The sequence below is a fragment of the uncultured Mailhella sp. genome, from assembly GCF_944324995.1.
In the GTDB taxonomy this organism is placed as follows: Bacteria; Desulfobacterota; Desulfovibrionia; order Desulfovibrionales; family Desulfovibrionaceae; genus Mailhella.
In genome coordinates, this window is record NZ_CALUYL010000003.1 from 1 (window position 1) to 21,991 (window position 21,991).

Consider the following 21,991-nt stretch of genomic DNA (forward strand, 5'->3'; position numbering starts at 1 on the left):
CGCGTTTTCGAGTTATGCCCATTTACCCCCGACTTGTCAAACACTTTTTTGCGATTTTTTCATTCTTTTTTCATTTTCATTTGTAACATATCGAGAATACAGCATAAAAAAATCGGGCAAAGATGACTCTCCGCCCGATTTTTTGAGCCTTCCCCGGCGTTTTCTCCCTCAAAGGCCCATTTTTCGGCTTTTTCGAGCTGAAAAACGGAGCAGGCGCGTTGTTCCGGCTTTTTTCCCGCCCTTTTGGCACATTTCTCTCGGTTTCGGCGCGCGAGTTGCCCGGCGTCACGCGCCATCGCGGGCCGCAGGAGCCGTGACCACGCCCTGCTCCGCCGCCCAGAGGCAGACATCCTCCTTGCGGATGGCGGCCGCCATCATGCCCGGAAAGATGTCCGGCGTGCAGGCAAAGCAGGGAATGCCCAGCGCCGACAACTTTCCGGCCAGCGCCCTGTCGTAAAAGGGACTGCCCTCGTTGCTCAGCGCCAGCAGCGTGATGAACTGCACCCCCGACTGCACAAGCTCGTTGGCCCGCTGGAGCAGATTCCGCTCCACGCCGCCTTCGTACAAGTCGGAAATCAGCACCATGACGGTGTTGCGCGGATCGCTGATGAGCGACTGGCAGTAGCCCACGGCCCGGTTGATGTCCGTGCCGCCGCCGAGCTGCACGCCGAAGAGCACGTCCACGGGATCGCGCATTTCGTCGGTAAGATCGACCACCGAGGTGTCGAACACCACAAGGCGCGTCTTCACGGCAGGCAGCGACGCCATGACCGCGCCGAAGATGCTGGAGTACACGATGGAGTTTGCCATGGAGCCGCTCTGATCGATGCAGAGTATGACCTCCCGCTGCGGACGGCGCGCCTTGCGTCCGTAACCGATGAGCGATTCCGGAACCAGCGTGTGATATTCCTTCTGCCAGTGACGGAGATTGGCCTGAATGGTGCGGTTCCAGTCTATTTCCGCATAGCGGGGACGACGACTCCGCACCGCCCGGTTGAGTGCCCCGCTCACTGCCGTGCGCATGGGTTCCTCAAGCTGTTTCAGAAGCTCGTCCACGACCTTGCGCACCACAAGCCTTGCCGTTTCCCGGGTTTCCGGCGGAATGACGCCGTTCAGACTCATGAGCGTGGAAACCAGATTCACGTCCGGCTGCACGGACTCCAGCATTTCCGGCTGCAGAAGCATATCTTTAAGATAGAGGCGGTCGAAGGCGTCCTTCTGCATGGCCCGCACCACCGTGGACGGAAAGTATTTGCGAATGTCGCCGAGCCAGCGCGCCACGCGGGGAGACGACGCGCCGCTGCCGCCGCGAAGCCCTTTTCCGTCGCCGCCGTGATCGTAGAGCAGAGAAAGCGCGTCGCTCATGCCCGCGTCTTCCTCGCTGAGCGTCACCTCCGGGCAGGAACTTCTGGCCTCGTCGCCGAGCGCCAGCACCCAGCGCCGCATGCGTTCCTTTTCAAGGTCGTTATTCATGAGCACCTCGCTCGTTTTCCCCCGCGTGAGGCGCGGCAAGTCCGAGAATCTTCCGCAAAAAAGGCAGCGGAAGCGCCGCGCGAGCCTCGTCCCGGTCGAAAGACTGCGCCGCTCCCGCCCCTCCGCTTCCCGGAGCCCGCCGGGCCCGCTCCGCAAGCTGCCGCCGTTCCGGCGCGGAAAATTCCGTGAACGTGCGGCGAAGCATGGGCAGCACCGACTTGAAGCGTTCCGCAGGAAGCGTCGTCAGCCACTGATCCACAAGGGTCCACAGCATGTCGTCGTGCAGCAGCACCATGGCGCTCTCGCCGAGAAACGACGACAGCCACCCCGCCGACTCTTCCGGCTCCGACGCGGGAGAAAGCGCAAGACTCATGAGCGACGCCACCTCGTCGAGCGAAAGAGACTCGTCGTCGAAAAGAAGCCGGGCGGCCAGACCGCGAAGCACGGCATGCACGCCGCTCTCTTCCGCAAGCAGTCGGCGCAGCGCCTGACGCCACATGAGCGCGAGCTCCTCCCGTCCGGACAGGCGTATGGCCTCATGCGCCGCGCGCAGCGGCGCGGCCAGTTCCGCCGAACTTTCGGCGTTGAGCCCGGAGAGCGCCGCATGAAGTCCCACGGCCACGCGCGGAACCATGCCGTCCACCAGCGCAAGCACCATGCCCGTGTCCGTGCTGCGCACGTCGCCGTAACGAGCCACGCGCACAAGCTCCGGCAGCGTGCGGAGAAGCTGGAGCGTGTCCGTGGTGAGCGCGGCCAGATTTTCCAGCGTGCGCACCAGTCCTTCCACCGCTTCCCCGAGATCCGCCAGAAGCGCCGCGTCCATCAGGGCGGCAAGCTCGGGCAGATTCGCCCGGGAAGCGCGATCCAGCGTGCGGCGCACCGCAGCGTCGAGCAGCGTGCCGCCCCACACGCCCGCCTGAATGATGTCCACAACAAGCTTCGGCTCCCACTGAAGCTGCCACACTTCGTGGAACGTGCCCTTGCCCCCGCCTTCGCGTCTGTCCGTTCCCCAGGGAATGTCCAGCAGGTTCATGCGGTGCAGCATGCGGCTGCGCTCCAGATCCACTTCCTTGCGCAGATCGAGATCCAGCGTTTTCTGCGAGGCTTCCGGCTTGAGCCGGAGCTTTTTCTGCAACCGTTCGATGTCCCGCTGAAGCGGAACCGCAGGCACGCCTTCCGGCACGCGCCCCAGCTTCTCGCCGGTGATGAGCCGCCGCGCAATGAGACGCATGGGCGCTTCCTCGCCCATGCAGACCACGGCCTGCAACGCCTCGCACAGCTCGTGAAGCCCCGCGCCCGGACGATGACGCAGCGCCGCCAGAGACTCGGCCAGCCTCGCGGATTCAATGACGTGCGCGGGCGAGCAGTCCAGCCCTTCCTCGCGAAAGAGCCGGGCCGCCGATGCAAGCCAGCTCACGGCCCGGGATTCCGCCGTTTTTCCGCGCCACAGATGCTCGTACCACGCCGGAGACTCCACCCCCGCGCCGTAGCCGCTCCGCACGCTGAGCCCCGCGTAGGTCCACGGCGCCCAGGTGGCGACCGCCTTCATTTTCGGCAGTCCCTTCAAAAGCGCGTTGTCGTCCCTGGCGGCCACCTTCGCTTCCAGCGCAGGCACATGCCACGCGCCGCACACCACCGCAATGCGCAAAAAGCCTTCCTTCTTCGCCTTGCGCAGGCATGAACGCATGTGCGCCTCGCGCAGCGCCTCCAGGCCCGAAACGGCTCCGTCGCGCTGCTCGCGTTCCTGACGAACGGCCGTCATGGCCTCGCGGATGGCCTCGAAGAGCTCAAGCCCGTCGAGCCGCTCCTCCACCATGTGATTCCACCAGCTCTCCCCGCTTTCGTAGCCTGCGGCTCGGCCCAGCCAGTCCAGCGGATCGGCGACGTCGAACGGAACGCTCTGCTCCTGCTCTGCGGTCTGCTCCCCGTCGCTCCCGGGTTCTTCCGCTCCCGCTTCATGCGACGCCGTTTGCTCCGCCCCGGTTTCGTCCGGCGATACCTTCTCCGTCGTCGCTTTCTCCGGCGCTTCAAGCTGCGCCGTCCGCGTTTCGCCTTCCTGCGCCATCTCCGGCGATTCGCCGTCCGCCTGCGCAGAAGCGTTTTCAGCCGTTTCAGCCGCGATTCTCTGCGCTTCTTCCTCCCTCTTTTCCAGCGCAAAGCGCACGGCCGCCGGCAGATCCATGAAGCGAACCGGAACGCCTTCGGCAAGCGCATAGCGCAGCGCCTGCCATTCGGGAGAAAATTCCGCAAAAGGATAAAACGCCGCGCGCCGGGCATCTTCCTCCGCATACACGAGCAGCGCCACCGGCGGCGTCATGCCTTCGTCTGCGGCCAGCGGCAGCACGCTCTCGCCCTCGGGCGGACCTTCCACCAGAATCACGTCCGGCCGCCACTGCTCAAACGCCCGCACAAGGCTGCGGGCGCATCCCGGCCCGTGATGCCTGATGCCGAATATGCGTATCTGCAAGGATTCGTCCATGGTCATTCCACGTCGCGGCAGGCGCGGTAAAGGTCTTTCCAGTCGCTCCGTTCCTTCATGACGGTTTCAAGATATTCATGCCAGATCACGCGGTCCTGCACCGGATCCTTGACCACCGCGCCCACAAGACTGGCCGCCACGTCGGCCGCGCGCAGGCAGCCGTCGCCGAAATGGGCGGCCAGCGCCATGCCGCTGTTGACCACGGAAATGGCCTCCGCCGTGCTCAACGTGCCGGAAGGCGTTTTCACCTTGAGCTTGCCGTCCTCGGTTCTGCCGTTGCGAAGCTCGCGGAAAATGCGCACCACGCGGCGCACTTCGGCAAGCGCAGGCGGTTCGGCGGGCAGTTCCAGGCTCCGCCCCATCTCCCGCACGCGCTTTTCCACAATGGCCACTTCCTCGTCTTCCGTGGCCGGAACAGGCAGCACCACCGTGTTGAAGCGACGCTTGAGCGCGGAGGAGAGCTCGTTCACACCCTTGTCGCGGTTGTTCGCCGTGGCAATCACGTTGAAGCCGCGCACGGCCTGCACTTCCTCGCCGAGCTCGGGCACGGGCAGCGACTTTTCCGAAAGAATGGTGATGAGCGTGTCCTGCACGTCGGCGGGAATGCGGGTCAGTTCCTCCACGCGGGCGATGCGTCCGTCTTCCATGGCGCGCATGAGCGGGCTTTCCACCAGCGCCTGCCGCGACGGCCCCTTGGCCAGCAGCTCGGCGTAGTTCCAGCCGTAGCGCATCTGTTCCTCGCTCGTGCCCGCCGTGCCCTGAATGATGCGCGTGGAATCGCCGCTCACGGCCGCGGCCAGATGCTCCGACACCCACGACTTGGCCGTGCCCGGCACGCCGTACAGAAGCAGCGCGCGATCGGTGGCCAGCGTGGCCACGGCGATTTCCATGAGACGACGACTGCCGATGTACTTGGGCGTGACCTCAAAGCCGTTGTCGAGCCGGCCGCCCATGAGATAGGTACACACGGCCCAGGGCGACATCTGCCAGTTCTCCGGGCGCGGATGCGAGTCGGCCTTCTTCAGTTCTTCCAGCTCTTCGGCAAACTGCTGTTCGGCGTGCTGACGCAGCACGCGGGCGGAGTCTTTGGAATCTACGGTGCTCATGCAATGCCCTCAATGGTTGACGGTCAGGAAAAATACGCATCCATCGTCCTGCGCTGCAGGGCGACAGAAGAAAAACGATCGAAAATTTCGCGGTTCGGGGAATCCTCCGGCAGCGCGGCCAGAACCTGAAGCGCCTTGTCCAGACGATCCGACGGCAGCGTCATGGCGAGCTCGGCGACAACATAGGACAGGGCGTAGTCCCGACGAGAGGCCGACGCCAGCCGCGCGCCGAGCGCCTGAACGGCCTTGTCCGCCAGCGCGGAAGACATGCGGTAGTCGAGCTCCTGACGGCTGCGCACGTCCTCCAGAAACGCCGTCAGCGTCTCTCCGGAAAGCAGGGATTCCCACGCCCTTTCGCGCTCCTCCCTGTTCAGCAGACCGGCCAGGTAAAAAACGTCGAGCCTGCCGGACGAAGACGGCCACACGTCGCCCTTCTTCATGAACTTCAGCATGGCGCGCGCCCAGTCTTCGTCGCCGAAGCGAAGCTCCGCATCGCCCCAGGCCATCTGCAGAGGCTTCTTCCACTCCGAACGGGCGGAGAGCGCAATCAGCTCTTCCGGCTCTCTTCCGGTGCGCTCCGTCCACCACGACGGCGGCATGACGCAGGCCATCTGATACAGCCATCCGGCGCGCAGCCCGAGCTGCGGAATCGGCGATTTTTCCGCGATGAGATCCTCCGCCCAGCTCTTGTCGTAGCTCTCGGGCGGCGCAATGAAGTCTGCCTTGTCCGCCATGCCCACGGCGGCAGCCGCGGCGCGGAAAAGACCGGAGAGCGCCGACGGCTTCGGCGCAGACAAAAAGCCTTCCATGCAGGCGGCAAGGCGCTCGCCCATGCGCGAAAGATACGCGCTCTTCGGCAGGCGGGAAAGCAGAAGCGCCGCGGTTTTCTTCACCTCGCGGCTGCGGTCCTTTTTGAGCAGCCGCTCCAGCAGCTCTTCGTCCCCGCCGGACAGGCCGTGCGAAAAAAAACCCAGCAGCGCGGCGCGCTCCGAAGCGTCCATGGAAGCCATGTCCTTTTCAAAGAGCTCCCTCGCCTGCGCGGGATCCTTCGTGCGCGCGGCAAGAAAAAAGGCCTGCCGCTGCATGGGACGGCCGTGTTCCCAGGCGTCCTGATCCGGCTCTCCGTCGGACGAGGCGGCAAACATGCGCCAGTCGGGGTTCAGCGAGGCAAGCCACAATCCGCGCTCGCCCGCCGTGCGCGCAAGCAGCGGACGCAGCGCAGGCGCGCCGCGCCCCATGACCAGCGCAGGCACGAGCAGCGAATGAGGCAGCACCATGTTTTTCTTCTCAAGATGCGCAAGCGCCTCCCACTGCAGCCGCAGCGGCCCGCCCCGAAAAATTTCTCCCATCACGTCCGTCACCGGAACGCCTTCCGGCAGAGATGCGCGCGTTTCTTCCGGGCACGGCCGGGGCGTCTCCGGCGCGCTTTCCATGGATGCGGGGCGATGCCCCGCCAGATTGCACACAAAGAGCGCTCCCGCGCCGCAGAGCAGCACGCGGGAAAGCGCTTCCGGCGAAGCGTCCGAGGCGTCGGCAAGCTCCCGGATCAGCGAGCCTGCGGGAAACTCGCTCTCGGGAAACGACGGCAGGCGACGCGACGCGCCGATGAGGGCCAGGGAGCCGAACAAACGAAGTCTGGGGTCCATGATGCCTCCCCTACGATGCCGTCTGAGGAAAAACGCCCGCCGGAACCAGCGCGCCGCCGCTCCATTCACCGCAGACAAAGAGCGGGCGTCCGCCGCATGCGGCCAGCATGTTCCAGGCCGCGGCGTCGTCGAGCACCAGCGGGATCAGCCGATTGCCCTCGCACACAAGCTGCCAGCCGCTCTCGGCGCGCGTCAAATTCGCGCCGCCGAAAAACAGCGGCAGCGGCCTCTGCCACGGATTGGCCGCCACGCGCGCAGCCATGTCGGAAAGCGCCTCGTCGAGCGTGCGCTGCGGCAGCGCTCCGCCGGGCTCGGACACAAGATCGCCTGCCACGACGGCCCGAAGCGGAGACGCTCCGGGATAGAAGGCAAGCGTCATGCGAACATGATCGCCCGGCAGAAAGACCGGCTCAAACGAACGGGAGCCGTGGGAGAAATCCAGAACCAGCGCCGTGCGCCCGCTCTGCTTCCCGTAAAGCCACACCCGGCGACGCCACAGCCTGTCCTCTTCCGCCACGCTCACGCCCATGACGCTCCACACGTCGGCAACCGCATCGTTTCCGGCAAGCACGGCCGCCTTGTCGGGAAGAAGGCCCAGCGCGGCGCGCACGTCGGCCTGCTCGGCCGGAGAGAGACCGTCCATGCGGGAAAACGCCTCCGCCAGAAGCTGAAGCTCGCCCATGCGACCGAGCATCTCGGCGGGCCAGTCGTCGCCTGCGTCCGTCAGTGCGGAAAGCTCCCGCACCCTCGCGGCCACGCCGGGCATCTGCGCGTCCACCATGCGGGCGGCCAGCCGGTTCCACTCGTCGTAGCGCCCGGAAAGAGACGACAAGCCCTGACGCACCTGATCGTTCATCCAGCGGACAAGCTCGTCGAGTCCCGCGCGCATGCGCTCAAGCCTCGCGGCCTCCTTTTTGGCAGAAGGCGCGGCGCTCTTTTTGGCGCTCGCTCCCGCTTCCTTTTTCGCGGCCCGCTGCTGCCGGCCTTCCAGCCACTCGCTCACCCAGTCGGGACGGCCGCCCTCCGCAAACGCTCCCTTCTGCTGCGCCAGAAGCAGAAGCAGCGCCAGCGCGTGCTTGCAGGGAATCTTGCGGCTCGGGCAGGAACACGAACACGCAGGCCCCGAAAGGTCCACCTTCGTCTGATAGGGTTTTGATCCGCTTCCCTGACAGAGGCCCCATGCGGAAACCTCGTCAAAGCCGAGCGTCTGCCATTTGCCGGGCGAGGCCAGAGAGCGCGCAGCCTTGACGGAGGCGTCGTCCGGAGCCAGGGCAAGTACAGCGTCCACCGTGATGTCCATATGCTCTTCTCCCGAAGAATGCCGCAGCAAATGCGCGGCTGACAGTCCACATAATATCCATCTGTAACGACAGGGAATTCCTGCGTCAAGCGGGAACGGCGCACACGAGCTCACGTTTTTTGCGCCGCGGGGAGAAAAATCATCTTGTTCCATTCCGGAACAATGGGTGCAGGCTTTACAAGGCCCGCCCCGCCCGGCTACACCCTGAGGATATCGGACGCCGCACGACGGCAGAAACATTCAGGAACGCCCGGCGACACTGCCGACCGTCTCCGCGTCGAAGCGGCTCCGCCGTCATCATTCTTTCACTTCTTTCGGACGCATCATGGAAAAGTCACCGGAAACTCAGAAGGCTCTGGCCGTTCTTGAAAAATTCACCAGCGATCAGTGCTGCGGCAAATGCATTTCCTGCCGGGAAGGCACAAGGCAGATGCAGCAGATTCTCTCCGATTCTCCTCTTCCCTCCCCCTCCCCGGAAGACCTGGCCCTGCTCACGGAGCTCGGAACGCTCATCGATCACACCGCCCGCTGCGGTCTCGGCAAGAGCATCGCACGGCAGGTGCTCTCCGTGCTGGAGCATCAGGGCGGCGAGGAACGCGTCATCGAAGAGTACCTGCCCGGCCCCTATCAGGAACTGATATTCTTCCACATCGATCCCAAGCGCTGCAAGGGATGTTCCAGATGCGCGCGCATCTGCCCGGTACACGCCATCACCGGCGTGGTGAAGCAGCCCTTCGTCATCAACCATGAAATCTGCATCAAGTGCGGCACCTGCATGATGAACTGCAAGTTCGGCGCCATTTCCATCAAGGACTAACCATGGGCAGCATGATCATCGACGGCATCCGCGTCGAATTCACCGATGAAACCAATGTGCTGACGGTCATACGCAACGCGGGCATCGACCTGCCCACGCTCTGCTACGTTTCGGAACTTTCCGTGTACGGCGCCTGCCGTCTCTGCACGGTCAAGGACGAGGAAGGCCGCTATTTCGCTTCCTGCACGGTGCGCCCGCGCGACGGCATGAACATTCAGACCAACACGCCGGAACTGAGACAGTACCGCCGCACCCTGCTCGAACTGCTGCTCGCCTCCCACGACCGCGACTGCACCGTGTGCAACAAGAACGGCGACTGCCACCTCCAGAACCTCGCCGAACGCATGGGCGTGCGCAACATACGCTTCAAGAGCGCGCAGGAACATCACGAGGTGGACAACAGTTCCAACTGCATCGTGCGCACGCCGAGCAAGTGCATACTCTGCGGCGACTGCGTGCGCATGTGCGACAACATTCAGTCCGTGGACGCCCTCGACTTCGCCGGCAAGGGCGTAGCCACGCTGGTCACGCCCGCCTACAACCGCCGCCTCGCCGAAACCGACTGCGTAGGCTGCGGTCAGTGCCGCGTGGTCTGCCCCACAGGAGCCATTTCCATCAAGAGCACCGTGGATCAGGTATGGGCGGCCCTTGCCGATCCGAAGAACAAGGTGGTCGCGCAGGTGGCTCCGGCCGTGCGCACGGCCATCGGCGACAGATTCGGATTCCCCGCCGGAAAGAACGTCATGAACCGCCTCGTCACGGTGATGCACCGCCTCGGCTTCGAGGAAGTGTACGACACCGCCTTCGGCGCGGATCTCACCGTGGCCGAGGAAAGCCGCGAGCTCGAAAACCGCCTCGCCTCGGGAGAAAAGCTGCCGCTCTTCACGAGCTGCTGCCCCGCCTGGGTACGCTTCTGCGAAAAACGGCATCCGGACTTCATTCCCAACCTGTCCAGCTGCCGCTCGCCCATGCAGATGTTCGGCGCAGTGCTGCGCGCCTGGGACGACGAAAAGCCCGACGAACAGGGACGCCGTCTCGTCTCCGTGGCCATCATGCCCTGCACGGCCAAGAAGGACGAAATTCTCCGGCCCGAATCGCGCACCAACGGCCGCCAGGACGTGGACTTCGTGCTCACCACGGAAGAGCTCATCGGCATGATTCAGAGCTACGGGCTCAACCTGAACGGCGCGGACAAGGACGCCGCCGACATGCCCTTCGGCATCACCTCGGGCGCGGGCCTCATTTTCGGCGCGAGCGGCGGCGTCACCGAGGCCGTGCTGCGCAACTTCATTGCGGGGCACAACCGTCAGAAGCTCGACGATCTCAAACGCGTGGGCGTGCGCGAGGAACAGGGCATTCGGGAATTTTCCTTCCATCACAACGGCAGGGACATCCGCGCGGCCGTGGTGAGCGGTCTGCGCAACGCCGACACGGTGCTGAACGCCATCCGCAACGGCGAAAAAAGCTACGACTTCGTGGAATTCATGGCCTGCCCCGGCGGCTGCATCATGGGCGGCGGGCAGCCGGTTTCCTCCTCGGGCAGCATGTTCCGGGCCCGTCGCGATTCCCTGTACGAAACGGACATCAACATGCAGATCAAGAAAACCAACGAGAACCCCCTGCTCGACACGCTCTACGCCACGCTGCTCAAGGGCCGGGAGCACGAGCTGCTGCATCGGAACATGGGCGGCCACTGAGTCCGGTGATCTGAACCAGCAACGAACCTTGAAGGGCCGGGAAGACTCCCGGCCCTTTTCTTCTTCGCCTCACCGAAAAAAAGACCCGCTTCCCACGAGAGGAAACGGGTCTTTGTCGTTCAGAAGCGACGCCTGCAAAAACAGGCTTCGCTTTCTAGTTCTTCAGAAAGCTCGCAAAGGGCGAAATCTTGCGCAGTTCGCTCACGATGTTGGGCATCACTTCGATCACGCGGTCGATTTCGGCTTCGGTGTTGTAGCGGCTCAGGCTGAAGCGCACGGAGCCGTGGGCGTAGTTGAACGGAACGCCCATGGCGCGCAGCACGTGGGAAGGTTCGAGGCTGCCGGAGGTGCAGGCGGAACCGGAGCTTGCGCAGATGCCGTACTGATCGAGCTGGAGCAGCAGGGCCTCGCCTTCCACGCCTTCAAAGGAAATGTTCAGCGTGTTGGGCAGGCGGTGTTCCTGATCGCCGTTGATCTTGCAGTGCGGAATGGCGGCCAGAAGTCCGGCCTGCAGGCGATCGCGCAGCGCGGCGACCTGGGTGCGTTCCTTTTCCATGTTGGCCGCGGCGAGCTCGCAGGCCTTGCCGAGACCGATGATGTAGGGCACGTTTTCGGTGCCGGCGCGACGGCCGCGTTCCTGATGACCGCCCTTGAGGTAGGGACGGAAGCGCGTGCCGCGACGGATGTACAGCGCGCCGATGCCCTTGGGGGCATGCAGCTTGTGGCCGGAAAGCGCCAGATAGTCGATGGGCAGCTTCTTGAGGTCGATGACTTCCTTGCCCACGGCCTGCACGGCGTCCACATGAAGCTGCACGCCGTGAGACTTCACGATTCTGGCCACGTCCGCGATGGGGAAGACGGTGCCGGTTTCGTTGTTGGCGAACATCATGGACACGAGCGCCGTGTCCGGACGGATGGCGCGGTCGAGTTCCTCAAGGTCGAGACGGCCCTTGTCGTCCACGCCGAGCCAGGTCACTTCGTAGCCCTTGTCCTCAAGGTAGTGACCGTAGGCCAGCACCGCGGAATGTTCCACCTTGGTGGTGATGACGTGCCGCTTTTCCGGCTGGGTTTCCGTGGCGGAATACCAGGCGGAGTTGTCGGACTCGGAACCGCAGGAAGTGAAGACGATCTCTTCCGGATCCGCATTGAGAATGCCGGCCACCTGCTCGCGGGCCTTCTGGATGTAGTGGCCCATCTGGCCGCCGAAGGTGTGCATGCTGGAAGCATTGCCGTAAAGCGGGCCGAAGGCGGGCATCATGGCTTCCACCACTTCGGGAGCAACCCGCGTGGTGGCGTTGTTGTCAAGATAAATCACATCAGTACGGTCGGCCATGTTACGCCTCCACAACATTGATGGCGGGATCCACCTGCTCGCGCAGCGTCTTTTCCACCAGGTTCTTCAGCGTCAGCTGGCTGGCAGAGCAACCGGAACAGGCGCCGCGCAGAGCCACCACAACGGTGGTTCCGTCCACATCCACAAGCTCGATGGTGCCGCCGTCAAGGGCGAGGCGCGGAGCAATGTCTTCATTAATGATGGTCATGACCTTCTGCATGCGCTGCACGTTGGTCATGCGGGGCACGGGGCGGATTTCCTCAAGCGGCTTTTCCATGGCGTGCAGCTTGTCGAGAATGGACTGAATGTCGTCCTTGCAGCTGCCGCAGGCGCCGCCGGCCTTGATGAAGTCGGTGACTTCCTCCACCGTGGTGAGGTTGTTTTCCCTGGCCACCTTGATGATCTGCAGATCCGTCACGCCAAAGCACTTGCACACGAGACGGCCTTCTTCCTCCTTCGCCTTGGAGGGAAGTCCCTTCCAGTGACGGACGGCGTCTTCCAGGGCCTCTTCGCCCATGACGGAGCAGTGCATCTTTTCCTTGGGAAGACCGCCGAGATACGCGGCGATTTCCTTGTTCGTGAGCTTGGCGGCCTCGTCCATGTGCTTGCCCTTGATGAGCTCGGTCAGCGCGGAGCTCGAAGCAATGGCGCTCGCGCAGCCGAAGGTCTGGAACTTGACGTCTTCGATGATGCCCTGATCGTTGACCTTGAGCATGAGCTTCAGAGCGTCGCCGCAGGCAAGGCTGCCAGCCTCGCCGATGACATTGGCGTCTTCAAGCACGCCCGCGTTGCGGGGATGCAGGAAGTGGTCACGGACAGTCTCGGTATATTCCCACATGGTTGTACTCCTGATAATGCGAAGTCGGCAACGGTCGTCTTCGCGTTTTCGTCTGGTTTCGCAGCAAGGTTAATCACTTTCCGGGCAATGTCCAGAATCGCCGTCACAAGTTCCGAAAATCTTCCGCGCCCTTCCCATGCCGGAACGCCGGACGAGAAAGGGCGGAGCCGCCTTTCGACGACTCCGCCCCACAGCGAAAAATTTTTTCCGCTACGATGCTGCTTCCCACACCATGTCCGTTTTGCCGAAGCACTTTTCCAGCGCCTTGAGGCAGCGCTTGATCCGCTCCTGCTCCACGGGACAGGGCGCCGTGGCGCGCATGACGAGCGCGAGACCCTGAGCGCGCCGGACGAACGATGCGGACACCACGGCCTGCCGGTGACTCTTGTCCATGGCTTCCGCCAGGGACAGAAACAGCGAAAGATATCTCGCGTGCTCCTGCCAGTCTTCGGCAAGTGTGGCGCAGACCTTGTCCTTGCGGGAATAGCCGTAGCGGTGAAACAGCGCCAGTGCGGCCATGAGCGACACTTCCTTCTGCGTAAAGCCGAGCATCTCGCTGTTCTGGATGAGGTAGTGGCTGTGAACGTTGTGTTTGGTGAAGGAAATGAAGATGCCGATGTCGTGCAGCAGTCCCGCGTAGTGCAGCAGCTCGCGCATGCGCGCGGGGCCGCGGTACAGACCGAGTTCCCGGGCGGAATCGAAAAGCATGAGGGCAAGCTTTGCCACGTGCCGGGAATGCGTTTCTTCAAAGCGGCACAGCCGCGCCAGACGCAGCACGCTCTCGTCGCGCACGGAAAGCCGCCCCTTTTCGGGAAACAGCCGCTCCAGATAGTCGGCCAGCGCGCCGTCGCGCAGTCCGCGGCCGGACACCCGCACGGAATCGAAGTCCAGCTCCTCCATGATGGTCTGAAGAATGGCCGCGCCCTGAATGAGTATGCCCGTGCGGCGGGGATTCATGCCGGGCAGCGACATGCGCTCTTCCTCGTTGCGTTCGCAAAGCGCCTTCACCACGCGCCTAAGCGAGCTGTAGCTGAGCATTTCAGCGGTGTCGCCCGTTTTTTTCCCGCTGTCTCTGGCCATGGCCACGGCCATTTCCGCAAGGCTCTGAATGGTGCCGGAACTGCCCACCAGCTCGCCCGGAGCCTGCGCCTCCATGCGCTGGAGGGGCAAGACCGCGTGATCGCGCACGTACTTCTGCATTTCCGCGTAGCGCTGGGAGCTCACCGGACCGGAACCGGGGAAAAGCCCCGCCAGACGCACCGCGCCGAGCTTGAGCGACTCCAGTTCCAGAATGTTCGAGCCTTCCGCCACGGAAAGCTCGGTGCTGCCGCCGCCGATGTCGATGAACATGCGCTTTCCGGCAAAGGGTTCCAGCGCCACCGACACCCCGCGGCAGATGAGACGGGCCTCTTCCCTGCCGGAGATCACCGTGAAGTCCACGCCGGTTTCCCGGCGCACCTCGTCCATGAATTCCTGACCGTTGGCGGCGTCGCGCACGGCGGCGGTGGCCAGCGCCACAATCTCGTCCACGCCGTAGGAACGGCACATTCCCGCAAAGCCGCGCAGCGCGGCAATGGTGCGGCGCATGGGTTCGGGCTGAAGCCTGTGTTCCCCGAACGCGCCCTCGCCGAGCCTGACCATCTGCTTCACCTGATTGAGCACGCTGGTCACGCGGTTTTCACCGATGCGGACGATCATCATGCGCAGGGAGTTCGACCCCAGATCCATGATGGCGACGGTGCGCCCTCTCCCCGCAGGATTCTCAACCGGCATCCCTGTCACCTTCCTTTCCCTGCGCGACCTCCAGACGTCCGCCGTACAGGTCTTCAAAAAGATCTCCCTTCTTCAGCGCGCGGCGGCATTCGCGTCCGCAGGGCTCCGAGCCGAAGCAGACCAGACGCGCCGCGTGACGGCGAAGACTCACCCGCACCTCTTCCACCGCGCCCTTGTGACGGTAATCCAGGGCGTCGGCTATTCTGAGGATGGCGGATGCCGCGCGGAGCGCCTTGCGATCCTCACGGCAGAGCGCGGCAAAACGCCGATGCCTCATGCTCGGCCAGGCGCGGCGATGATAGCGGGCCAGAAGCGCGACCAGCGGGCGATCCTCCTCCGTCAACCCAAAGGAAAGCGACAGAAAAACGTTTTCCTCGATGATTTCCATGCTGCGCTTGTGATGGCGGCGGCGTCCGCCCGCGGCAAAGCCGAGGTCGTGCCACAGCGCGGCCTGCGCCAGCATTCTTGCCCAGCGCATGTCCAGAGCAAAGCGCGGGGCAAGAGGCTCGAACAGCGCCAGCGCAAGCGCAGCCACGTGACGGCCGTGATGCACGGCCTCAAGCAGCGCCGCGCCGGAAAGCTCCGCTTCTTCCCCGCCGTCCGCGCCGCTCTGCGGGCGCTCCTTCTTCCACTGAAACATCTGCTCCACGGCGGCCTGTTCCAGATCTTCCGAAAAAAGCGCCCCGCGCAGCATGTCGAGCTCGCCGGGAACGCGTTCCCCGGCGGAAGGCTCAGGACGGCATGCAGTCTCAGTCTCCAGAGAGCATGCCGCGGAAGGCTGTTCGAAAGCGTCTTCCAGAGCCTGTTCCGCATCCGGCAGCGCGGTCTCTTCCGGCGCGCGTTCCGCGCCTTCGGGCAAGGCCGACTCTTCGGCGACATCGTCGCACGGCGCGGCCTCTGATGCTGCGTTTGCCGCAGCGTCAGGCGCGGCGTTTGCCGCGTTCCCTTCCGATGCGAAGTCCGAGACGGCGTCAGGTGCGGCGTCCGAGACCACATCCGAAGCAAACTCCGGCGCGGTCTTCTGCGTCACGGTCTGCGCCTCGACGGCATTCGCGACCGCAGCTTCCATGATCCCGGAATCGCTTCCGGCACCCGGATCTTTTGCCGCGGACGCCTCCGCAGGCGTCTGAGCCTTTCTCTTCTCGTCAACGGAAAGAGTCGTCTCCACAGCTGCGACTTCGGCAGCTCTGCCGCGTCCGGCTCTGCGTCCGCCGCCGGATCTGCGCGTTCCGCCGTTCTTTCCTGCCGATCTGACCATAGTTCCTCCCTGAAGAATGCTTCTTCAGCGCTTGAGAAGAATTTCCTGCGAATTGACGGGCTCGCTTCCTTCCGCAGGGGAAAGGCGCACGTATTCGCCGTTGCCGCGCAGCTCCCAGGCCTGCATGTTGTCGGCAAGCTGGAGCCTGAGCACCTCAAGCAGCGTGCGACGTATGTTTTCGTCGAGCACGGGCGTGAGCACTTCGATGCGCCTGTCCAGATTGCGGGACATCATGTCCGCGCTGCCCATGAACATGCACGAGCTGCCGCCGTTGCGGAACCAGTACACGCGGGCGTGTTCCAGAAAGCGCCCCACGATGGAATGCACCGTGATGTTCTCGCTCACGCCGGGCAGTCCGGGCAGCAGACAGCAGATGCCGCGCACGATGAGCCGCACCTTCACGCCCGCCATGGACGCCATGTACAGCGCGCGGATGATCTTTCTGTCCACAAGCTGATTGCACTTCATGATGATTTCGCCTTCGCCTCCGCGGGCGCACACGGCGATTTCGTTCTGAATCTGCTCGATGAGACGGCGGCGCATGGAATTGGGCGAAACGAGAAGTTCGCGATAGTTGTCCTTTTCCGCATAGCCGGTCATGACGTTGAAAAGATCGGCCATGTCGGCGCAGATGTCGGGCTGGCAGGTCAGAATGCCCATGTCGGTGTAGAGTCTCGCCGTGGAGGCGTTGTAGTTGCCCGTGCCTATGTGGGCGTAGCTCACCACGCCTTCCGCCTCGCGGCGCACCACAAGGCAGAGCTTGGCGTGAATCTTCATGCCCACGAAGCCGTACACCACGTTCACGCCTTCGCGCTCCAGCTCCTCGGCCCAGGTGATGTTCCGCTCTTCGTCGAAACGGGCCTTGAGCTCCACCACGGCCGTCACCTGCTTGCCGCGACGGCGCGCCTCGATGAGCGACCGCACGATGGGCGAATCGTTGCCCACGCGGTAAAGCGTCTGCTTGATGGAAATGACGTCCGGGTCTTCGGCGGCCGTCTGCACGAAGTCCAGCACCGGAGAAAAGCTGTCGTAGGGATGGTGCAGAAACACGTCCTGCTTGCGGATGATGCGGAACAGGCTGTCGGTCTGAAGCACCGGGGGAATGGCGGGACTGTGCCCCGGAATCTTGAGGCCGGGCCTGTCCAGACCGTAGAGGGACATGAACTGCGCAAAGGCCAGCGGGCCCTTCACGCGGTACACCTGAAAGGGCTTGAGCCCCAGGCGCTTGATGAGAAATTCCGAAAGATCGGACGACATGCCGCGCGCGGTCTCAAGGCGCACCACGCCGCCGAAGCGCCGCTGCTCCACCATGTCCTGCACGGCTTCGAGCAGATCTTCGCTCTCGTCCTCGTCGATGTCCACGTCGGTGTTGCGGGTGATGCGGAAGAGGCCGTAGTCCACCACGGTGTAGCCCGGGAACAGCAGGCCGAGATGCTCGCCGATGAGTTCCTCAAGCAGCAGAATGTCGGCGTCGCGCACGTTGGCCTTCAGGCCGAGGGAGGCGTAGGTCTTGGCCTCCTTGTTGCGCGGAATGAAGATGAAGCGCGACACGTTGCTCGGACAGCGCAGTCTGGCGAAGCGGGCAATGCCGTCCCTGCCCTGGAGCCGGATGATGAAGTTCAGGCTGAGATTGGAAATGGTGGGAAAGGGATGCCCCGGGTCAATGGCCTGCGGCGTGAGCACGGGATAAATTTCGTCGCGGAAGTAGGACAGCAGAAAACGACGCTGCTTTTCCGTGAGTTCGTCGTAGTGGACGAGATGAACGTCCCGTTCGCGAAGCAGGGGCACGAGCTTCTTCTGCCAGTGCTCGCTTGCCAGAGACAGCAGCGACGAAGCCTTGCGGCGAATCTCGGCAAGCTGACGCGAAGGGGTCATGCGGTCGGCCTCGCAGCTTGCCGCGCCCTCGCGGTACTGACGCAGCACCTTGGCCACGCGCACCATGAAGAATTCGTCGAGGTTGTTGTAGAATATGGATAAAAACTTCGTCTGCTCCAGAAGGGGCAGCCGTTCGTCGAGCGCCGTCTGAAGCACGCGGGCGTTGAAGTCCAGCCAGCTCAGTTCTCTGTTGAGGTAGTAGTCCTGAGCCGTGAGGTCTATTTTCTTCTGACCCGCTTCCTGCGGCTCCGTCATATGCTCTTTGTTTTCGGCCACGGTTACGCCTCCGCACTCTGCCGACCCGCCATGTGATCGGCGATCTTTCTTGAACGATACGCTATTTGCTCGATGGCTCCAAGCACGTCAATGAAGACCAGACCGGATTCGGGAGAGCAGTGTCCGGCGCTCAGGCGGGAAGCGTGGCTTGCCCGCAGCGAGGATTCCAGCTCGCGGATATGATCGGCCAGGGCGTCCAGCGTTTCCTTCTCTCTGGCGGTGAACGGTTCGGAGCCGAACACGTCCAGCGCCAGCCGCACGGCCCGACGCGTTTCAAAAAAGAGCGAACGTATTTCGTTCATGGCCGCAGAAGAAAAGTCGTCGCCCCTCTTTCTGCGGTATTCGTAAAAGTCGATGAGTCTCTTGCCCTTGTCGCCTATGCGTTCGAGATCGCCCGCGCTCACCACGCAGGCTTCCAGCATGTCGGCGTCCTTTCCGTCAAGACCGGTCTGCATGATGTCCGAAGCATAGCTGCGGATCGCCGTTTCCAGCCTGTCGATTTTTTCTTCCAGACGCAGCACTTCTTCCTTCTCGTCGTCCTTCTCCTCGAAGAACACCTTTTCCGTGCGATCCAGAAGTTCGAGCACGATTTCGCCCATGTGACGGCATTCATGCTTCACGGCGCTCACGGCCACCACGGGCGTGCGCTGGATGAGATGAGGATCGAGATAGGCGGCGTCGCGGCGGTCGATGCGGTCCGCGTCGGGAATGATCTTGCGGATGAGCGCCGCGAAAGGCTTGACGAAGGGCAGGAAAAGAATGGTGTTGCAGATGTTGAACATGGTGTGGGCGTTGGCTATCTGATGCCCGATGGACGAGGACGACGCTTCGATGAAGCCGATCCACAGAGGCATGAGCGGCATCCAGATGCACACGCCTATGACGTTGAACAGCACGTGGGCCGCGCAGGCCTGACGCGCGGCGCGTCCCGTGCCGAGCGCCGCCAGCACCGCCGTGACCGTGGTGCCGATGTTGTCGCCGAAAATGATGGGAATGGCCGCTTCCAGGGGAATGAGTCCCTGCGTGCCGAGGGCGATGGTCAGACCCACCGTGGCGGAACTCGACTGCACAAGCAGCGTGAGCAGCGTGCCCGCGGCAAGGCCGAGCAGCGGATTATTGCTGAAGGCGAGGAAAAGATCCTGCCTGTCGCGCAGAAAGGCCATGGAACTTTCCATGGTCTGCATGCCTATGAAGAGCAGTCCGAAGCCGAGCAGCCCTTCGCCCAGATGCTTGAGCTTTCTGGACGGGCAGACGAAAATGAGCAGCACGCCCACGATGACGAACAGATACGCCAGATCCTTGACCCGGAAGGCCAGAATCTGTCCCGTGACCGTGGTGCCGATGTTGGCTCCCATGATGACGCCGATGGCCTGGGTAAGATTCATGAGACCGGCGTCCACGAAGCTCACCGTCATGACGGTGGTCGCGCTGCTGCTCTGAATGACCATGGTGACGGCCGTACCCAAAAAAACGCCCAGAACGGGCGTTTTCGTAAACATGCCTATGATGTTGCGCAGTCTCTCGCCGGCCACCATCTGCAGGGATTCGCTGATGAGCTTGATGGCGTAGAGAAAAATTCCCACGCCGCCTAAAAGCTGCATGGCTGTAAAAAACGACATACTCTCACTCCGTGATCAACTGTCCTGTGATTTCGGAGCAGCATGCCAAACTCATGTGACGTGAGTATTACAGTCTTATGACATCCCGGGACACAATCAGTCCTCAAGCTCGGCGAGCGCGGCGGGATCGCCTTCGCGCACGGCCTGGCAGCGGCGGCAGCACACGCATTCGGGCGCGGCCAGGATGCGGGAGAGCGGAATGGGTTCCCCGCAGTCTTCGCAGAAGCGGTCCTCCCCCGCGCCGCCGAGCGCCAGTCTGCGCAGGGCGCTCAGTCGCCTGGCGCTTCTGTCGGCAAGGGTGCCCGCAAAGCGCACGGACTCCATGTGCAGGGCGTCGTCGAGCTTGTCCGGCATGGATTCGCCCTGAAACAGGCCCCGCAGATACCGCAGACGTTCCTGCTCCTCCTCAAGTTCGGCATTCAGACGTTCAAGAGTTCCCGCTTCCATCATAAAGACCTCCGGATGACAGATTCGGAACCGGTTCGCCGCACAGGCCGCGCACGACCGGCATCGCGGCTCCGCCCGGTTTCGATCAAACCCTAGCAGACCGCCGCGGGAAAAACGATGATACACCGGCAAGGCGGACAACATTATCACGCATGCCGCGCGCCGGAAAACATCAGGAAGCACTCTACCACGCATCCCGGGAAAAAACGTCACGCCGCGATGACGTTTTCATGAAGATATGATGGCAGCGAGAACACGCGAAAATCGCATGCAAAACCGCCGCATCGCCTCTCTCCGGCGCGCCTGCCGAGCCAAAACACATTTCCGGCTTGTCATTTTCTCATCCTTCTTATATCCTGTTGCGAACACTTTTTCCTTCAGGAGTCACACATGTCCCAGCAGGCCTCATCCGATCCTGGCAAAGGCAGTGCCCGCGGCCTCTTTTCCGGCAACATAGGTTTCATTCTCGCCGTGGCCGGCTCTGCCGTGGGCCTCGGCAACATCTGGCGCTTTCCTTATCTCGCCGCCAAGTACGGGGGAGGCATCTTCCTGCTGGTCTATCTCATTCTCATGCTCACCTTCGGCTACTCGCTCATCGTGGCCGAAACCAGCCTCGGCAGAAAGACCAGACTCAGCCCCGTGGGCGCCTATCGCGCCTTCGGTCAGATGCAGCGCAATCCCTTCCTGGTGTTCGGCGGCTGGGTCAACGCCGTCGTGCCCATGCTCATTCTGCCCTACTACTGCCTCATCGGCGGCTGGATCGTGAAATATCTGTTCGAGTACGTCGTGGGCGACGTCAGCCTCGTGGCCGGAGACGGCTACTTCGGCAGCTTCATCTCCTCGCCGCTCGAACCCATTCTCTGGAATCTCATCTTCCTCGGCTGCACCCTCGGCATCATTCTCAAGGGCGTGGAAGGCGGCGTGGAACGCGCCTCGCGCGTCATGATGCCCCTGCTGCTCGTGCTCGCCGTCATCGTGGCCGTCTATTCCATGACCCGTCCCGGCGCGGGCGCGGGCATCTACTACTATCTCGTGCCCGACTTCTCCAAGTTCTCCATCATGACCGTGGTGGCCGCCTGCGGCCAGCTCTTCTTCTCCCTGTCCATAGGCATGGGCATCCTCATCACCTACGGCTCCTACATGAAGAAGGACGTCAACGTCGAAGAAGCCACCTACAGCATCGGCCTCATGGACACCCTCGTCGCCACGCTCGCCGGCTTCATGATCATTCCCGCCGTGTTCGCCTTCTCCGGCGGCACCGCCGAAGCGCTGAACGCCGGCCCCTCGCTCATGTTCATCACCATTCCCAAAATCTTCGAGAGCATGGGCTTCGGCGGCATCATCGGCGCCGTGTTCTTCCTCATGGTGTTCTTCGCCGCCCTCACCTCCAGCATTTCCATCATGGAAACCTGCGTGTCCACCCTCACCGACGAACTTCACTGGTCGCGCAGAAAGAGCGCTCTGTTCATGACCTTTGAAGCCATCGCCCTCGGCGTGCCCTGCTCCCTCGGCTTCGGCGTGTGGGACTTCATTTCCATTGCCGGACTCAGCATCCTCGACATGATGGACTTCCTCGCCAGCCTCATTCTCTGCCCGCTGGCCGCCATGCTCACCTGCCTGCTCATCGGCCGCATCGTGGGCATCGAAAACCTCATTTCCGAAGTGAAGCTCTCCTCCGCCTTCCACGGCGAAAAGATCTTCCGCATCTGCATTTCCTGGCTCGCCCCCCTGCTGCTGCTCGTGGTGCTCGTCTCCTCCGTGGCCGCAGCCCTCGGCATCATCAAAATCTGACCTCGGCGTTGCGCCGGGCATTGTCTTGCCCCGGCGCAACACGCGCGTCTTTGACCTGAACAAAAAGCGCCTTCCCGAAGGAAGGCGCTTTTTGTTTTTCTCCTGTCGTTTTCCGGCGCGCTGCAAACGTTGCCGTTAGTGCAAAGCCGCGAACAGCCGCCGGAAGCGGAACATGCCCGAGGCGCGGGGCATCTCAGCACCTGCGAACCTCTCCGACGTCTGGCGCGGAACATTCCGGCAGGATCGGGCGCATCGCCGCGGCC

The 21,991-nt window shown here is 63.0% G+C and carries 15 protein-coding genes; 3 read left to right on the top strand and 12 right to left on the bottom strand.

From position 1 onward, the window contains the following. Nucleotides 1–285 precede the first annotated feature (285 nt). From Q0K02_RS02605 to Q0K02_RS02625, 5 genes are read right to left on the bottom strand one after another with little or no spacing between them, the layout of a single operon-like run. Complete coding sequence (locus tag Q0K02_RS02605; protein WP_294484823.1) at nucleotides 286–1,473, bottom strand: VWA domain-containing protein; 1,188 nt, start codon at nucleotides 1,471–1,473, stop codon at nucleotides 286–288. Next, nucleotides 1,466–3,952 (bottom strand): DUF5682 family protein, encoded by a 2,487-nt coding sequence (locus Q0K02_RS02610; RefSeq protein WP_294484825.1) that lies wholly within the window; start codon nucleotides 3,950–3,952, stop codon nucleotides 1,466–1,468. The genes Q0K02_RS02605 and Q0K02_RS02610 overlap by 8 nt, the downstream gene beginning before the upstream one ends. A gap of 2 nt (nucleotides 3,953–3,954) precedes the next feature. Next, the gene (locus Q0K02_RS02615; protein WP_294484827.1) at nucleotides 3,955–5,058 is read right to left on the bottom strand and encodes an AAA family ATPase; all 1,104 of its coding nucleotides are present in this window, start codon (nucleotides 5,056–5,058) and stop codon (nucleotides 3,955–3,957) included. A gap of 23 nt (nucleotides 5,059–5,081) precedes the next feature. After that, nucleotides 5,082–6,704 (bottom strand): DUF5691 domain-containing protein, encoded by a 1,623-nt coding sequence (locus Q0K02_RS02620; protein WP_294484829.1) that lies wholly within the window; start codon nucleotides 6,702–6,704, stop codon nucleotides 5,082–5,084. A gap of 10 nt (nucleotides 6,705–6,714) precedes the next feature. Beyond that, on the bottom strand, nucleotides 6,715–8,004 hold the full coding sequence (locus Q0K02_RS02625) for an SWIM zinc finger family protein (protein WP_294484831.1): 1,290 nt from the start codon (nucleotides 8,002–8,004) through the stop codon (nucleotides 6,715–6,717). A 325-nt stretch (nucleotides 8,005–8,329) separates the two neighbouring features. On the opposite strand from Q0K02_RS02625, the gene Q0K02_RS02630 reads away from it, so the two are divergent. Further along, on the top strand, nucleotides 8,330–8,821 hold the full coding sequence (locus Q0K02_RS02630) for an NADH-ubiquinone oxidoreductase-F iron-sulfur binding region domain-containing protein (protein WP_294484833.1): 492 nt from the start codon (nucleotides 8,330–8,332) through the stop codon (nucleotides 8,819–8,821). Between the two features lie 2 nt (nucleotides 8,822–8,823). Next, nucleotides 8,824–10,518, top strand: coding sequence for a [FeFe] hydrogenase, group A (locus Q0K02_RS02635; protein WP_294484835.1), 1,695 nt, complete (start codon nucleotides 8,824–8,826; stop codon nucleotides 10,516–10,518). 154 nt (nucleotides 10,519–10,672) lie between these two features. On the opposite strand, the gene nifS is transcribed toward Q0K02_RS02635, so the two are convergent. From nifS to Q0K02_RS02670, 7 genes are all read right to left on the bottom strand, one after another. Then, nucleotides 10,673–11,851 (bottom strand): cysteine desulfurase NifS, encoded by a 1,179-nt coding sequence (gene nifS / locus Q0K02_RS02640; protein ID WP_294484837.1) that lies wholly within the window; start codon nucleotides 11,849–11,851, stop codon nucleotides 10,673–10,675. A gap of 1 nt (nucleotide 11,852) precedes the next feature. Beyond that, nucleotides 11,853–12,689 (bottom strand): Fe-S cluster assembly protein NifU, encoded by an 837-nt coding sequence (gene nifU / locus Q0K02_RS02645; protein ID WP_294484839.1) that lies wholly within the window; start codon nucleotides 12,687–12,689, stop codon nucleotides 11,853–11,855. 210 nt (nucleotides 12,690–12,899) lie between these two features. Further along, nucleotides 12,900–14,462 carry a Ppx/GppA phosphatase family protein gene (locus tag Q0K02_RS02650; protein ID WP_294484840.1) on the bottom strand — a complete coding sequence of 521 codons (1,563 nt, stop codon included), beginning with the start codon at nucleotides 14,460–14,462 and terminating at the stop codon, nucleotides 12,900–12,902. Continuing rightward, nucleotides 14,452–15,321, bottom strand: coding sequence for a hypothetical protein (locus Q0K02_RS02655; RefSeq protein ID WP_294484841.1), 870 nt, complete (start codon nucleotides 15,319–15,321; stop codon nucleotides 14,452–14,454). The genes Q0K02_RS02650 and Q0K02_RS02655 overlap by 11 nt, the downstream gene beginning before the upstream one ends. A gap of 423 nt (nucleotides 15,322–15,744) precedes the next feature. Beyond that, nucleotides 15,745–17,871, bottom strand: a complete 2,127-nt coding sequence (gene ppk1 / locus Q0K02_RS02660) for a polyphosphate kinase 1 (protein ID WP_294484842.1) — start codon at nucleotides 17,869–17,871, stop codon at nucleotides 15,745–15,747. 2 nt (nucleotides 17,872–17,873) lie between these two features. Next, on the bottom strand, nucleotides 17,874–19,490 hold the full coding sequence (locus Q0K02_RS02665; protein ID WP_294484843.1) for a Na/Pi cotransporter family protein: 1,617 nt from the start codon (nucleotides 19,488–19,490) through the stop codon (nucleotides 17,874–17,876). A gap of 96 nt (nucleotides 19,491–19,586) precedes the next feature. Further along, complete coding sequence (locus tag Q0K02_RS02670; protein ID WP_294484844.1) at nucleotides 19,587–19,940, bottom strand: TraR/DksA C4-type zinc finger protein; 354 nt, start codon at nucleotides 19,938–19,940, stop codon at nucleotides 19,587–19,589. Nucleotides 19,941–20,327: 387 nt separating this feature from the next. Between Q0K02_RS02670 and Q0K02_RS02675 the strand changes: the two genes are divergently transcribed. After that, nucleotides 20,328–21,728, top strand: coding sequence for a sodium-dependent transporter (locus tag Q0K02_RS02675; protein ID WP_294484845.1), 1,401 nt, complete (start codon nucleotides 20,328–20,330; stop codon nucleotides 21,726–21,728). Nucleotides 21,729–21,991: the final 263 nt, after the last annotated feature.